Annotated in this window: 14 protein-coding genes; 4 read left to right on the top strand and 10 right to left on the bottom strand. The window is 63.3% G+C overall.

What is annotated here, in order from left to right; genetic code table 11:
* Nucleotides 1-43: 43 nt before the first annotated feature.
* From PGC08_RS15220 to PGC08_RS15210, 3 genes are read right to left on the bottom strand one after another with little or no spacing between them, the layout of a single operon-like run.
* Complete coding sequence (locus tag PGC08_RS15220; RefSeq protein WP_009883302.1) at nt 44-721, bottom strand: DUF6320 domain-containing protein; 678 nt, start codon at nt 719-721, stop codon at nt 44-46.
* On the bottom strand, nt 718-2,121 hold the full coding sequence (locus PGC08_RS15215; protein WP_009883301.1) for a hypothetical protein: 1,404 nt from the start codon (nt 2,119-2,121) through the stop codon (nt 718-720). Before PGC08_RS15215 ends, PGC08_RS15220 begins: the two co-directional genes overlap by 4 nt.
* Nucleotides 2,118-3,083, bottom strand: coding sequence for an alpha/beta hydrolase (locus PGC08_RS15210; RefSeq protein WP_165771874.1), 966 nt, complete (start codon nt 3,081-3,083; stop codon nt 2,118-2,120). Before PGC08_RS15210 ends, PGC08_RS15215 begins: the two co-directional genes overlap by 4 nt.
* Before the next feature lie 327 nt (nt 3,084-3,410).
* Here PGC08_RS15210 and PGC08_RS15205 point away from each other — a divergent pair, with 327 nt between their 5' ends.
* Complete coding sequence (locus tag PGC08_RS15205; RefSeq protein ID WP_193084532.1) at nt 3,411-5,114, top strand: formate--tetrahydrofolate ligase; 1,704 nt, start codon at nt 3,411-3,413, stop codon at nt 5,112-5,114.
* Nucleotides 5,115-5,165: 51 nt separating this feature from the next.
* On the opposite strand, the gene PGC08_RS15200 is transcribed toward PGC08_RS15205, so the two are convergent.
* Both PGC08_RS15200 and PGC08_RS15195 read right to left on the bottom strand, forming a co-directional pair.
* Nucleotides 5,166-5,939 carry an NAD(P)-binding domain-containing protein gene (locus tag PGC08_RS15200; protein ID WP_271708802.1) on the bottom strand — a complete coding sequence of 258 codons (774 nt, stop codon included), beginning with the start codon at nt 5,937-5,939 and terminating at the stop codon, nt 5,166-5,168.
* 105 nt (nt 5,940-6,044) lie between these two features.
* Nucleotides 6,045-7,046 carry a helix-turn-helix transcriptional regulator gene (locus PGC08_RS15195; RefSeq protein WP_271708801.1) on the bottom strand — a complete coding sequence of 334 codons (1,002 nt, stop codon included), beginning with the start codon at nt 7,044-7,046 and terminating at the stop codon, nt 6,045-6,047.
* 145 nt (nt 7,047-7,191) lie between these two features.
* Between PGC08_RS15195 and PGC08_RS15190 the strand changes: the two genes are divergently transcribed.
* Nucleotides 7,192-7,593, top strand: a complete 402-nt coding sequence (locus PGC08_RS15190) for a VOC family protein (protein WP_009883296.1) — start codon at nt 7,192-7,194, stop codon at nt 7,591-7,593.
* 32 nt (nt 7,594-7,625) lie between these two features.
* Here PGC08_RS15190 and PGC08_RS15185 read toward each other — a convergent pair whose 3' ends face one another.
* Nucleotides 7,626-8,093: an SRPBCC family protein gene (locus PGC08_RS15185; protein ID WP_096163093.1), complete on the bottom strand. Its 468-nt coding sequence runs from the start codon at nt 8,091-8,093 to the stop codon at nt 7,626-7,628.
* A 51-nt stretch (nt 8,094-8,144) separates the two neighbouring features.
* Entirely contained in the window at nt 8,145-9,089 is a 945-nt protein-coding gene (bla, locus tag PGC08_RS15180) for a class A beta-lactamase (RefSeq protein ID WP_096161233.1), read from the bottom strand.
* 142 nt (nt 9,090-9,231) lie between these two features.
* Here bla and PGC08_RS15175 point away from each other — a divergent pair, with 142 nt between their 5' ends.
* Nucleotides 9,232-10,278: a LysR family transcriptional regulator gene (locus tag PGC08_RS15175; RefSeq protein WP_271708800.1), complete on the top strand. Its 1,047-nt coding sequence runs from the start codon at nt 9,232-9,234 to the stop codon at nt 10,276-10,278.
* Nucleotides 10,196-11,095 (top strand): serine hydrolase, encoded by a 900-nt coding sequence (locus PGC08_RS15170; protein WP_271708799.1) that lies wholly within the window; start codon nt 10,196-10,198, stop codon nt 11,093-11,095. Before PGC08_RS15175 ends, PGC08_RS15170 begins: the two co-directional genes overlap by 83 nt.
* Before the next feature lie 154 nt (nt 11,096-11,249).
* Here the strand turns inward: PGC08_RS15170 and PGC08_RS15165 are convergent, their stop codons facing one another.
* From PGC08_RS15165 to PGC08_RS15155, 3 genes are read right to left on the bottom strand one after another with little or no spacing between them, the layout of a single operon-like run.
* Nucleotides 11,250-12,086 carry a MetQ/NlpA family ABC transporter substrate-binding protein gene (locus PGC08_RS15165; protein ID WP_096167651.1) on the bottom strand — a complete coding sequence of 279 codons (837 nt, stop codon included), beginning with the start codon at nt 12,084-12,086 and terminating at the stop codon, nt 11,250-11,252.
* A gap of 56 nt (nt 12,087-12,142) precedes the next feature.
* A complete protein-coding gene (locus PGC08_RS15160; protein WP_096157429.1) occupies nt 12,143-12,817 on the bottom strand; it encodes a methionine ABC transporter permease in 675 nt (224 codons plus the stop codon).
* Nucleotides 12,817-13,812, bottom strand: coding sequence for a methionine ABC transporter ATP-binding protein (locus PGC08_RS15155; RefSeq protein ID WP_096161230.1), 996 nt, complete (start codon nt 13,810-13,812; stop codon nt 12,817-12,819). The genes PGC08_RS15160 and PGC08_RS15155 overlap by 1 nt, the downstream gene beginning before the upstream one ends.
* Between the last annotated feature and the right edge of the window lie 359 nt (nt 13,813-14,171).

The following is a 14,171-nucleotide window of genomic DNA, read 5'->3' as shown; positions in this document are numbered from 1 at the left end:
TCGCTGCCTCGGCGAGGGCCGCTCTCGACTGTGTGTGCGGCTCTCAGAGATGCAGTCGCTTGGCCAGTTCGAGGCGGACCTCCCGGCCCCGGGCAAGCTGCAGCAGCACCAGAGCGAGGATGCTGAGAGCACCGCAGACAGCCGACGGCAGGGGGTAGGTGACCCAGCCGAACGTGAGGAACCCGATGGGTGCCAGACCCAGGATTGCCGCCAATCCGCCGTAGATTATGTACTCCGTCGCTTCGAAGCGCATCGCCCTGACCATGATCAGCAGGGCGGCAATGGATGACGCACAGACGATCGGCACCGCGTACGTCAGCGACCACGCCCGCCAACCGGTGAGGTAGTCCCAGTACACGCAGACCAGGCCAATGAGGACGACGAGGTACACGGTGCCCTTGGCGACATTGCGTCGTTTGCTCACCGCCATGAGGACGACGAGCCACATGGCGGTCACCCCCAGCCAACCGGAGCGAAGCACTCCGAAGCCTTCGGGTCGGTGGCCAAACACGAGCTGGGCAGCGAAGGACACCGCGATCACGAAGAGCGACGTCAGGAACAGTCTCCTGAGCAGTCGACGCCTCGAGAACGTGAGGGGAACCGTCGGCAGCGGACTCGGCGCTGCGTCCCCCGCCGCGTCCACCTCTGCGGGTGCAGCACACAGCGGACATCGGGTCCACACACCTTCAATGGCGATCGAGCACTTGGGGCAGCGTCTCACGACAGCCCCTCCGCGATCTCATCCTCGGTGACTCGTTCCGCAGCGACCGTCACATCGATCCCTTCACTAGTGAGCATCCGAGCGAATTCCCTGATGTGATCGGTTTCGACGAACGGCGATGTGAAGCTGACGGTGAGCAGTCCTGCATGGGACGTCGCACAGAACTGAGGGCGGACTGCGGAGACGTGGAACAGGACGCGGCCCACATGTGATTCAGCCGGCTCGGGCAGGCTCAGACGACCCAGGTTCGAGACGGCGACGCTCAGACCGCGATTGCTGTGCCTGTTGGCCAGTCCAAGGATCACATCCTTGAGCGGGCGCGGCACGATCCGCAATCCCGGCATCCGCTCGACCCGGATGAACCACCGCAGCTTCTTCTCCAACGCCTCCTGGGTCACCTGGGGCAGGAATTGGCTCTCGAGCTGTTTGCAGATCGAGCCGAGATCATCCTCCCCCTGACCATAGGTGTGTTCGACGCGAACGGTGGTGAAGAAGTTCCGTGCAGACGTCGAGGGAAAGAATTGGCGCAGGTTCACCGGCACCGAGGCTGCCAGGGTGCGGGCCTTTCCCAGACCGCCCGAGGAGATGCGAATCGACTCGAAGAACAGCGCCGTCAGGTACATGGTCATCGAGACATCTGCGGCTCGCGCAAGCCCGAGCACCGCATTCGCGGGCATGGTGAGCTCGACTACGCGCGTGCGATTGTCCGGAGTGCGGATTCCTCGGACATGATGGACCTTCTTCTCCGCCGGACGGCGCAGCCGGCTGATATTCCTGTGCGCAGCAGACGACTGTGCGCTGTCATCGACGGTGAATGCGGCGGGACCGGCTGCACGACTGAAAGCGGACCCTGAAGCATGCGACTGATGCCGGCGGTGGAAGTAGTGCGCGAAGCTGTCGATGCTCAGGGCATGCTCGGGTTCGAGTGGTGCCTCGTCGGCTTCGCTCGTGTCTTCGAGCGGCAGCTTCCTGTCGGAGTCTGAAAACCGCCGCCTGCTGTATGCATTCACCAGGTCCGAGAGGAACCATGCCGCACCGGTGCCGTCGGTCAGCGCGTGGAAGACCTCGAGGCTGATCCGCCGGCGATGGTGGATCACGCGGAACAGCAGATTGCGCCGACCTGCCTGATAGATGGGGGCGCACGTGTGCTGCTCCTCTGCGGTGACGAGCGGGCGCAGTTCGCTGTCCTGCAGGTAGTACCAGAACAGACCGCTCTGCAGCACCGCGTGGTAGAGGCGGTACCGGTCATATGTTTCGTCGAGCGCCTCCTGCAGCAACTGCGGGTCCACGTCATGATCCGTCTCGGCGCTGAGTCGGAAGACTTTGGGGTCGGCAGCGCTGCGAGCAGCGAGGAAGATGTTGGAGGCGTTGTCGAGTCGCACCCAGTCCCGGTGGGTCATATCGGTTCCCGCCGGTTGCGTCGTTCGCCCTCGACCGGGTCACCGTCGAGGAATGCGTTGATCACCTCGTAGGCGTCTTGGACGGACTGGGAAATTCTGGGCAGCGAGATGAAGCCATGCAGCGCTCCCTCTACCCGATATGTCTGCGCCGTGTTCCCGGCATCGGCCAGAGCACGCCCGTAAGCCTCGCCCTCGTCGCGCAGCAGGTCCAACTCGGCAGTGATCACCAGGGTCGCCGGTTGGCTGGAGAGGTCGGGCGCCAGCAGTGGAGCGACATGAGGGTCGCGGCGCTGCTGGCGGTCGGGAACGTAGAGGTCGAAGTAGTCTTCGACTTCGGCGTTGGTGAGTCGATAGTCCCCGCCATGGCTGCGCACCGAGTCGAACGGGGAGGTCTCTGGATCATGGTCCCAATGCGTCACCGGATAGATGAGGATCTGGCGATTCGGTGGGAGATGTCCGCGTTCTCGCAGCAGCGATGAGATCACAGCAGCGAAGTTGCCTCCGGCAGAATCTCCGACCAGGATGATCTGGCCGGCATCGGCGGCCCCCACTCGATGCGGTTCGTCCAGCAGCACCCGGGCGACGTCATAGCAGTCCTCCAGACCCGCCGGGAACGGGTGCTCCGGCGCGAGCCGGTAGTTGACGGACGCGACGGCGCAGCCGGTGAGGTCCGCCATCCTGGCACACGCCGGAGTGTACGTGTCGATGTCACCGGTCACCCAGCCGCCGCCGTGGAAGAAGACGAGGACATCCTCGCGGCGCTTCACTTTAGGCTGGAAGATCCGGACAGGGACATGCAGGTGTTCGTCGCAGGGGAGGGGTTGCCAGCGCGATGTCCGATACGGCGGCATCAGCAGCGCGGCGACTCGACGCTGTATCCGACGGACCTTCTCGTAGTCCTCACGGATGTTGAGTCGGGGTGCGGCGAACAGGCGCAGCACCGCCCGAGACAGCCTGTTCACTGGCGGGGGACGGTTCGGGGAGGGGATTTTTCCATGCCCCCAGTTTAGAGGCAGGTCAGTCGGGTTTCCGAGCCACGACGAGGTGGCGAGTGGAGTGTGCGACGAATGGGTCGCCTCGGCGGAAAGATCTCTGCCCCATGTTCGTCAGTGCCGGCATGACCTTGTGACCCGATGTTCCGAGTGCTCGGAGTATGCGGGTGAGCGGCGGGGAGGACTCTCGAAATGACCAGCTAGCCAATGTTGCGGTGGACGGAACTCAGTGCACATGATGCGAATTCACTCGCGTTTGGTGGTCACAATCCAGGGCAGAAGCGGCATGATGGCATTATGACCATAGATCTCGATATTGCGCTCAACGCCGAGCTCGATCCCATCGTCGAAGTCGCCGCTGGACTGGGTTTGGCTCAGGAAGACATCATCCCCTACGGATGGACCAAGGCCAAGGTCCCCATCGACGTTCTCAACAAGGCCGCCGAATCCAACACCGACGGCAAGCTCATCCTCGTCACCGCCATGAGCCCGACACCTGCGGGCGAGGGTAAGACCACGACAAGCATCGGATTGGCCGACGGACTCAACGAGCTCGCACGATCGAAACCGGAAGTCGGCAAAGCCATTCTCGCCCTGCGTGAGCCCAGCATGGGGCCGGTCTTCGGGATGAAGGGCGGAGCGGCCGGCGGCGGATACGCGCAGGTCGTGCCGATGGAGGACATCAACCTCCACTTCACCGGTGACTTCGCGGCCATCGCCGCGGCAAACAACCTCGCCGTGACCATGCTCGACAACCACATCCATCACGGCAACGAACTCGACGTCGACGTCAGGCGCGTCCACATCCGCCGCGTCGTCGACCTCAACGATCGGGAGCTGCGCGGAGTCGTCGTCGGCCTCGGCGGCATCAACGGGGGAGTGCCCCGTGAAGATGCTTTCGACATCGTCGTCGCCAGCGAGGTCATGGCGGTCTTCTGCCTGTCCACCTCGTTGACTGACCTCAAGGAACGCCTGGGACGGATCGTGCTTGCCCACAGCCGCTCACGGACCCCGATCACGGTCGCTGACATCGGTGCTGCCGGCGCGATGACTGCGCTGCTGCGCAATGCGCTGGCACCCAACCTCGTGCAGAGTCTTGAGCACTCACCGGCGTTCATCCATGGCGGACCTTTCGCCAATATCGCACACGGCTGCAACAGCCTGCTCGCGACTAAGGCCGCCATGACCCTGGGCGATTGGACCGTGACCGAGGCCGGCTTCGGAGCCGACCTGGGTGCCGAGAAGTTCCTCGACATCAAGTGCCGTGCTGCGGGCATCTGGCCCTCGGCTGTAGTTGTCGTCGCCACACTGCGAGCACTGAAATACCACGGCGGCATCGAGGTCAAGGACGTGCAGACGCCCAACACCCAGGCGGTCCTCGGTGGCATGAGCAACCTCGAACATCACTGCAACAACTTGCTTAACATCTACGGGATCACCCCGGTCGTATGCTTCAACCGGTTCCCCACAGACACCGACGAGGAGATGGCAGCCGCGATCGAGCACCTGCGGTCGAAGGGCATCTCGGCTGTCGAGTCCACGCATTGGGCTGACGGTGGCAAGGGTGCGCTGGCACTCGCCGAGGCGGTCGTTGAGGCAGCAGGCACCTCGTCGGAGGGGTCGCCCCAGACACAGTACAGCTACGAACTCGACCGGCCGCTGGAGGAGAAGATCCGGACGATCGCGCAGCGGATCTACGGTGCAGCCGATGTCGATCTGCCGTCCAAAGTCACGCGCAAGCTCAAGCAGTTCACCGATGAAGGCTACGGCGATGCCCCGATCTGCATTGCCAAGACCCAGTACTCGCTGAGCACCGACGCGACTCTGCGGGGAGCTCCGAAGGATCACATCATCGAGGTCAAGGACGTGAGACTCTCGGCCGGAGCGGGCTTCGTAGTCGTCATCGCCGGTGACATCATGACGATGCCCGGCCTGCCTAAGGAGCCTTCGGCGCTCAAGATCGATGTCACCGAGGACGGGAACATCACAGGACTGTTCTGAGGTGCTGCGAGCTGACGCCTGGGCGCGCAGGCGCGTGGGCGTCAGCGAATGTCAGTCGGTGCCGGTCACCCGTGCGAAGACGCGGTCGAGTGAGGCTGACAGTGCGGCGCTGTTGTCCTCGTTCATCCACTCGTGATGGAGCATCTCATTGAGGCCGCCCGGGGTTTCGTGCCCGGTGACGAGGTCGGCGAACGAGGAGTCAGTTGCGGCGAGCTTGTTGCCCAGGCCCGCAAACTGGCCGCGGACGATGCGATCGGCGTCAGCCCGGTCCCACCCCTGGCCCACGAGCCAATCGGCGATCGTTTGGAGGTAGGCATAGTAGGCCGACATCGTCGCGGTCGTGGCCGACAGTGTGCTGAAGAGCTTTTCCGTGTCCGCGACGACGGTCCCGCCGAGGCCGTTGAAGAACTCCTCCACTTCGGGATGCGCTGGGTAGACCGCAGTCACGCCCTGGCGCTCCCGAACGGGTGGAAGCGGGATGACCCGGACGATTGTCGGGTTCTGCGGCAACAGCGGGGACAGCGACTCGACCGAGACTCCTGCGATCGCGCTGACGACCGTGCGATCAGCGGGAATGTCGAGTTCGGCGAGGACGGCCTCGGTCTGCTGAGGAAGCACGGCCAGGATGACGTGCTCACTGCGATCGATGACGTCTTGATTGCTCTCACAGACCTCGACCCGATCGAAGTCACTTGCCAACTTGGCTGAACGTTCGGCATTGCGCGGGGAGAGGAAGAAATCGGGGCGATCGTCGCCGGCACATGCTCCTTCGACAATCGCCGAGGCGATCTCTCCGACTCCGATGATTCCGATTGTCGATGCCATGCTGTTCCTCCTGGACGCGTCAGGCGATTGAATTCCTACTCCGCATCCTGCCATCACTGTGGCATCATCACCACGGCTTCTCTGCTCGACCGTCGCAGCAGCTGCTCAACCGTCGGAGTACAGAGATGAGAGTTCGGCTCCGATGCGGGCGAGCTCTCGGCGCAGCTCAGGTGGTTCGAGGACTTCGATCTGCCGACCCCACCCGGCCAACTGCTCGGCCAGGGCGATGACGAGATTCGCCCGCACCCCGGCGATGGTGAACTCTCCTTCACTGGAGATCACGGAGAGGTAGCTGCCGAAGTGGTTCGTGAGGATCGGAAGCGCCCACTTCGGAGCACCGACGGTCGCCGTGACTGACGATCGCAGCGCCTCCACCTGTTTCACGTGCTTCGTCCAATAGTCGATGAGATCGAATTCCTCGGAGGTGGAGGCACCGCTGCTGCTGGTTTCGACGCTGCTGTTGATGTCGACGATGCGGTCGACCCGATAGGTCCGTGGCTCATCGGGACCCGTTGCGGGCCGGGCGACGAGGTACCACGTCCCGGCTTTAGCCACGAGCCCCAAAGGCCGCACAGTTTTCGTCCCTTGCTCCCCGTTGCCGCGAACGTAGTTCATGCGGATATCTTCGTGAGCGATGAGGGCCGATCGCAGCGTGCTGAGATGGTCGACATTGGTCGTGGACGCGTCGCCGGCCTGGCTTGCGTCATCACCCTTGTGAGCCTCGCCCCAGGTGGTGTGGTCGTAGTGGATTGCCGTCGCCAGCGTCTCCGCTTCTTCACGGAGTGATTCCGGGAGTGCTCGGATTAGCTTGCGGGTCGCGACCCGGGTGGCTGGATCTGACAGACCAGCAGTGCCGAGCATCCAGAACAGGGCGCTGGCTTCGTTGCTCGACAGGCCCGTGAGATTCGTCCTCGCCCCGCCGATGAGCTGCCAACCGCCTCCACGGCCTGGCTGCACATAGACAGGAACTCCGGCAGATGACAGCGCTTCGAGGTCACGACGTGCTGTGGCAAGTGAGACCTCGAGCTCCGCTGCAACTTGGGCAGCGGTCACCTTCCCCCGTGATTGGAGGAATAGGGCGAGGGCGAGAAGCCTGTCTGCGCGCATAGGAAGAGTATTTCACCAAAAGTGCTCACTTGGTGATCACTTTGGCTGTGAGAGTGGTAATTGCACGACGGCGGCAGCGAGAAACAGACCGCGGCCGACGAAATCATCACACAGCGCCAGGCGCAACTCACGAAGGAGCAGAACGATGAGCACACTCAAGGGAATGACGACCATGGTCCTCACCGCAGAGGACGTCGACAAGGCAGCCGAGTGGTACTCGGACCTGCTCGGGATCGCACCGTATTTTCGGCAGCCGGAGGAAGGACCCGCCGCCTACATTGAGTTTCGCATCGGGGCAGACGAAGACGAGCTGGGGATCATGAACCGCGCGTATGCGCCAGAAGGGACAACGGCTGGAAGCAGCTCGATCACATACTGGTACGTCGACGATGTCGAAGCCGCTTTGGCGAAGCTGCTGGCACATGGTGCGACCACCCACATGCCGGTCACACCACGCGGACCCGAATTCGTCACCGCCTCGGTGATCGATCCGTTCGGCAACGTACTCGGACTCATGTACAGCCCCCACTGGTCAGGCCAACACTGAGTCCTCAAGTCAGCACGGAGTACTCAGAGGCTTCATGCCCCTTCGATGACCTTCTTGATGGCAGCGAGGGTTTCAGGGATGCCGGCCCGGGCAGCCGCGGTTCGTTCGGCGACCTGCTCGGCGGCTTGGTCCCCGTACTTCTCGTCGAAGAAGGCCTGACCCTCTGGCAGGAAATCCCACGATTCGGTGAGCAGTGTGCCGCCTTCCGCTTCCTCCACACTGTAGGTCCAGTGCACTCGACCCGGTCCCACGCTCCACCTGAAGGCACGCCCTTCATCGGCGACGACGACCTGGCTTCGCGTCTGCCACTCGCGATCCGGGGTGACGTTGCGCCCGGTGAACCATGCTCCCACCCGGGGGCCGTCGCCCTCGTCCCACCAGCACTCTTTGCAGATCGGTGACCATTCACCGGTTCGGGTCACGTCTGAAACGGTCTTGTAGACGGTGGCCGGGTCGGCTTCGATGAGGATGGAATCGGCAAAGGTCAGAGATTCGGTCATGCCGGCCACTTTACCGTTCCTGCTGGTCAGCGCCGAGATCTGCTGTGCGCGTCACTCGAAGGCTCCGAGCACTGCATGCGCGATGTCTTCGATCAGCGCAGCATCGGATTCGGTGTTCGGGTCGTTGTTCTCCGTCATGATCGCGATGACGATCGGGTCCCTCTTCGGCGGGAACACGACGGCGACGTCATTGCGCAGCGCATCGGCATGCCCGGACTTGTCGGCGACCTTCCACCCTGCCGGTGCACCCGCTCGGATGAGTGGGTCACCGGTCTCGTTGTCACTCATCCAGTCGATGAGGACGGTGCGGTCCTCATCGGACAGATGCTCGGGCTCGAGGAGTGCGGCGAGGTCGTTGGAGAACGCCGCAGGAGTCGTGGTGTTGTCGGCGCTGCCGGGGTCGATGGTGTTGAGATCCGGTTCGCGGTCGATCACCTCGGTGGTCGAATCACCCAGATCCTCCAGCGCGGAGTCCAATCCTTTGGGCCCATCGATATGGTCGAAGACGATGTTTGCCGCAGCATTGTCGCTGACCCTGATGGCGGCCTCGGCCACCTTTTCCAGAGGCAGACCGTCGCCGAGGTGCTTCTCCGTCACGGGCGCATACCCGGCCTTTTCGACATCCTCCTTCGTCCACGTCACGTGCTCGTCGAGTTCTGCTGGTGTCGTCCTGGCCAAGAGCTCGGCCACCGCGAAGGACTTGATCGTCGACGCGAAGCCGAATCGCTCCTTCGAACGATGCTCGATGGTGGACCCGTCGCTGGTGTCCATCGCGTGGACGCCGACCCTGGCGTCGTACTTCTTCTCAATGTCGGCTATCGCGGAATCGACCTCCGCCTGGGCAATAGCCGCCGTCGGAGAAGCCTGGGAAGTCGAGCCGGCAGAGGCGGAGTCTGCTGCGGAATCTGAGGTGGCGGCGCCCTCTGCAGGCGAGCACGCCGTCAGAGCGATCAACGACAGTGCTGCTGCGCCAGCTATTCGTGAAGTTCGTGTCATTATCAATGCTCCCTTTGAGAAGTGCTGAGTCTGCATCCGGCGCTGGTGGCGATTCCGGCAAGAACTACTGTTCCCTGCTTAAGTGATGTGGTCGAAGACAGTTTCGAGCATTTGCATATCAAAGATGCATATCATGGTGACGATGGACCTGATTGAAGCATGTCGAACGTTCACCGCCGTGAGCGAGTTGGGCAGTATGACGCTCGGTGCAGCAGCGAGCGGAGTTCCGCAGCCGGTGGCGAGCAGGCGGATCGCTGGGCTGGAGAAACGGTTCGGAGCACGACTCTTCGATCGCTCGGGTCGCGGCGTGAGCCTGACCCCGCTCGGACAGGACATGCTCGCCTCGGCGAAGCGATTGGTGGACCTCGCCGATACGATGCTGCTTGATGCCGACCGGGCCCGACTTCGGCCGGTGTCTCTGGCGGTTCCACGCTCATGCACGACGAGGGATCTGGCCGTTCTCACCGCCTCGGCGAAGTCCGGTGGCTTCAGCATCGATATCCATCCCGCACCGCCAGCGCGGCGCCTCGACGACCTGTCGTCACGCAGGGTCAGGGCAGCGCTGCAAGCGGTGCCGGAGGCGGACGGTACCTGGGTCGTAGAGCTGGGGTGTGCGCACCGAATGGCATTGGCCGGGCCCGTGCGTCTGGCCGCGCTGCGCCGAGCCAGGTCGAGGATTGCCGGTGCTGGTCCCGAACTGTCGGGGAAGCGACTGAGGCTGCTGGTCGAAGATGACGTGTCGCATGTCCGTGGTCGGCTCCGCCGTGCCGCCGAGGTGGCAGGACTGCTGCCGCACCAAGTGGTCATGGATTCCTCCGACCCCGCGGCAGTCGCCGGAGTCCTCGGCGAAGGCGATCTGCTGCTGTGCAGTGCTGCCGAGGCCAAGGAGTTGGGGCTCGAATGGAGTCCGCTGATCGAGCCGGAACTGAAAAGAGGCTATGTGCTTGCTGCCACCTCCAATGACGATGCCGCCGTGCTCAGCGAGTTCAGCGATGAGATCGCCGACTGCCTCGCAGGAGTCCCCGCGGGACGCGTGGCGAAAACGTCCTTGCGGGGGCGCCCGGCGAAAACGTCCCTGCGGGGACGCCTGTGGGTGGCGGTTCGAAATGACTGGCGATGCCCGCGTCATCCACGACGTCAATACGCACCTGGCCGCGGCGGGCCTGCGTGCCACAATTGTGGTCCGTGACTTGGACAGCGGTCGGGAAGTCTCCACCTCTGCCGATCAGGCGATGCCTCTGGCCTCCGTGGTGAAGGTTCCGATCGCCTTCGCCGTGCTCAACCGCATCAGTGAGGGAGTTCTCGACGGAGCTCAGCCGATCACGATTCGACCTGATCACTATGGAGGGGACGGGCCGACCGGAACGAGTCGGTTTCGTCACCCGGCGCAGATCGCCCTCGAGGACCTCGTGATGCTGTCGGTGAGCTTCAGCGACAACACGGCCACTGATGCTCTGCTCGATGTGCTCGCTCCGAATCAGGTTCAGGGCGATCTTGAGCGGATGGGACTGAGCGGCATTCACATCAGGCACCACCTCGGCGCACTGGTGGAGACTCCATTGGAGAGTCTTCCGGACTCCGACGCCCACCTCGTCTACGACATTGCTCGATCCGGGGCGAGTCAGGAAGCCGGTCACCGGATATGGCAACTCGACGCCTCACAGGCGAATATCGGCACCGCAACGGGATTGGTCGACCTCCTCCAGGAGATCTGGCGACCCGTCCGCATTGACCGAGTCGCCGCATCGAAGCTGCGAAGTCTTCTGGCCGGCAACATCATTCGACACAGACTCGCACCGGACTTTGCTTCAGACGCGATGACCTGGTCGTCGAAGACAGGAACGCTGCTGCACCTGCGCCATGAGATCGGGGTCGTCGATCATTCTGACGGACAGTCCATCGCCGTCGCAGTCCTCAGCGAATCGAGCAATCCCGCCGCGGCACAGCCGGCGGCTGAAGCCGAAATCGGCGCAGCGGCCAGGGCTCTGCACGACCTGCTCCGGTAGCGGCCGCTCATCGACGACAAAACGACAACGGTCGGTAAGTTCTGCTCGAGAATCGCGAGAAAATCGAGCAGAACCTACCGACCGTTGGAGCCGGAGTCGGACCTGGAGTGCGGCGTTCCGATCCTAAGAAGTCTTGAGCTTCAGAAGTTCAGCCTCAGAAGCTGGGCAGGACCGATCCGTCGGACCACTTCTTCTCGATGAACTTCTTCACCTCGGGGGAGTGGAGGAGCTCGTCGAGCTTCTTGAGGTTCTCATCGTCCTTGTTCTCGGTACGGGAAGCGAGGAAGTTGCCGTAGGGGTTGTTCTCGGCCTTCTCGAGCAGGATTCCGTCCTTGGCTGGGCTGAGTCCGGCTTCCAGAGCGTTGTTGCCGTTGATGACCGAGGCATCGACGTCTTCGAGAGTGCGTGCCAGCTGAGCGGCATCGGCCTCGACGAATTCGACCTTCTTCGGGTTGTCCTCGACATCGGAGAGCTTCGCATCGACCGCGTCGACACCCTCCTTGAGGGTGATGACCTTGGCCTCTTCGAGCATCTTCAGCGCACGACCCTGGTTGGCAGGATCATTGTTGATGCCGATCTTCGCGCCCTTGGGCAGATCCTTGACGTCCTTGATGTCCTTGGAGAACAGGGCGAAGGGTTCGAGGTTGATGGGCTCGAACGCGGTGAGCTCGTAGCCCTGGCCTTCGACCTCGGAGTCGAGGTAGGGCTTGTGCTGGAAGTAGTTGGCGTCGATGTCACCGTCGGACAGAGCCTTGTTCGGCAGCGTGTAGTCCGTGTACTCGGTGACCTCGATGTCGAGCCCGGCCTCCTCGGCGAGGTTCTCGTCGACGAACTTCAGGATGTCACCCTGCGGCACCGGGGTGGCGCCGATGGTGAGCTTGGTGATGTCGCCGTCCTTCTCGCCGATGGAGTCGGATCCGCCGCCGACGAGGCCGCAGCCCGAGAGCAGCAGGGTCGCACTCGCAGCGATGGCGATGAGCTTGGTCTTCATGGTTCTCCTTGAGTGATGTATTGCGTCAGTGTGGTGAAAGCAGGTGGTGGTAAGGCTCAGCGGTGATCGACGGCGCGGGCGATGCGGTCGCCGATGAACTGGATGAGCGTGACGATAAGGACGAGGACGATGATGCAGGCGATCATCGTGTCCGCCTGGTAGCGCTGGTAGCCGTACGAGATCGCCAGCGCACCGAGTCCGCCGCCGCCCACGGCACCGGCCATGGCCGTATAGGACACCAGAGTCACCGAGGTGACCGTGGCGGCTCCGATCAGACCGGGCTTCGCCTCGGGGACGTAGACCTGCCGGACCACCTGTCCGTTCGAGGCCCCCATCATCAGCGCCGCTTCGACCTTGCCTTCGGAGACCTCACGCAGCGAGTTCTCGACGAGGCGGGCATAGAAGGGAATCGCCCCGATGGTCAGCGACACCACGGTCGCCTGCCACCCCAGCGCCGACCCGACCACGAAGCGGGCGAAGGGTATGAGGGCGATGATGAGGATGATGAAAGGAATCGAGCGCGTGATGTCGACGATGATCGACAGCACCCGGTAGAGCACGGGACGTGCGGTGAGACCGCCCTTCGAGCTGGTGAACAGCCAGATTCCCAGGGGCAGACCGATGAGCACGGCGAGGCCTGTCGACCAGGCCGTCATGAGCAGGGTCTCGATGGTCGCGGGCAGCATCTGCTGCGTGATCGCCGGGTTGTCGAACCATGTTGGATCGTTCATCAGGCTGCCTCCTCCGCATAGATTCCTTCGGCTTCCAGAGCGGTGATGAGCTCTTTCGACGCGGCAGCCGAGGCAACCGTGAAGCGGATGCGCCCGACCTGCTTGCCCTCGATGGTTTCGACGGCGCCGGCGAGGATCGAATCGGCGCCGACCCCCACAGCCTGAGCACTGGTGAGCACAGTCGGCAGGCTTGTCCCCGCCAGGGAGACCTCAACGAGGCGGGCCGTCCCGGTCTCGGAACCCTCAGACGAACGTGTGTCATCGAGACCGATGGGTGGAAGGGGGACGAGATCCTTGGCCAGTGTCGAGCCGGGCTCGGAGATCACCTCGGCGAGTTTGCCGGTCTTGGCCACGCGACCATCGGCGAGCAGTGTCACCGAGTCGCAGATCTCGCGGATGACCGACATCTCGTGGGTGATGATGAGGACGGTGATGCCCAGGCGATCGCGTAGGGAGCGGATGAGGCCCAGGATCTGATCCGTGGTGGTCGCATCCAGCGCCGAGGTGGGCTCATCACACAGCAGAACCTTGGGTTCGGCAGCCAGTGCCCGGGCAATGCCCACGCGCTGCTTCTGTCCGCCGGAGAGCTGGGCGGGGTAGTTGTCGGCACGGTCGCCGAGGCCGACGATCTCGAGCAGCTCACGGGCCTTGGCCAGGCGTTCGGCCTTGGAGACGCCGGCGATCTGGAGGGGGTGGGCCACATTGTGCAGGGCGGTACGCGAATCGAGGAGGTTCACGTGTTGGAAGACCATGCCGATGGAGCGGCGGGCTTCGCGCAGTCCCGAGCCGGACTGGTCGGTGATGTCGGTGCCGTCGATGGCGACCGTGCCGGAGCTCGGACGTTCGAGCCCGGTCAGGCACCGGATGAGTGTGGATTTGCCGGCACCGGAACGGCCGACGATGCCATGGATCTCTCCGGCGGGGACCGACAGATCGATCTCCTCGAGAGCGACGGTGTCTCCGAAGGTCTTCCGCAGACTGGCCAGCTCGATCACAGGCGTCTCCTCGCGTGGGTGGGGATGGGAATCGGCAGCATGAACCTACGGTCCAGTAGTGCCGATGATTCAGCATGCCAGGGCGGCCGCTCTGCCTCGGGCGCGGGCGTCATAAAAAGACGCACAACTGGCCGTTCGTGACCAAGAACACGCGGTTTCGGGGGTCGCCCGGTGAGTGGCACGGTGCGGTGGGTTCGGTGGACAACTTCGGCGAGGGAGATGACGGGAGGGTGAACTTTGATCGAAAGCGTGGGGTGGCCAGTAAACAATTCGCGTTGCCGTAACCTGCTTGTCATTTCGCGCGCGTATCCCTGAATGCTTGAGGGCTTTCTGAACAAGCCCGTCGACCGCCTCGATTT

The organism is Brevibacterium sp. BDJS002, assembly GCF_028201555.1.
GTDB lineage: Bacteria > Actinomycetota > Actinomycetes > Actinomycetales > Brevibacteriaceae > Brevibacterium > Brevibacterium aurantiacum.
Note: the sequence above shows the minus strand (reverse complement) of the source record. Positions and strands in the feature narration are given on the sequence as shown.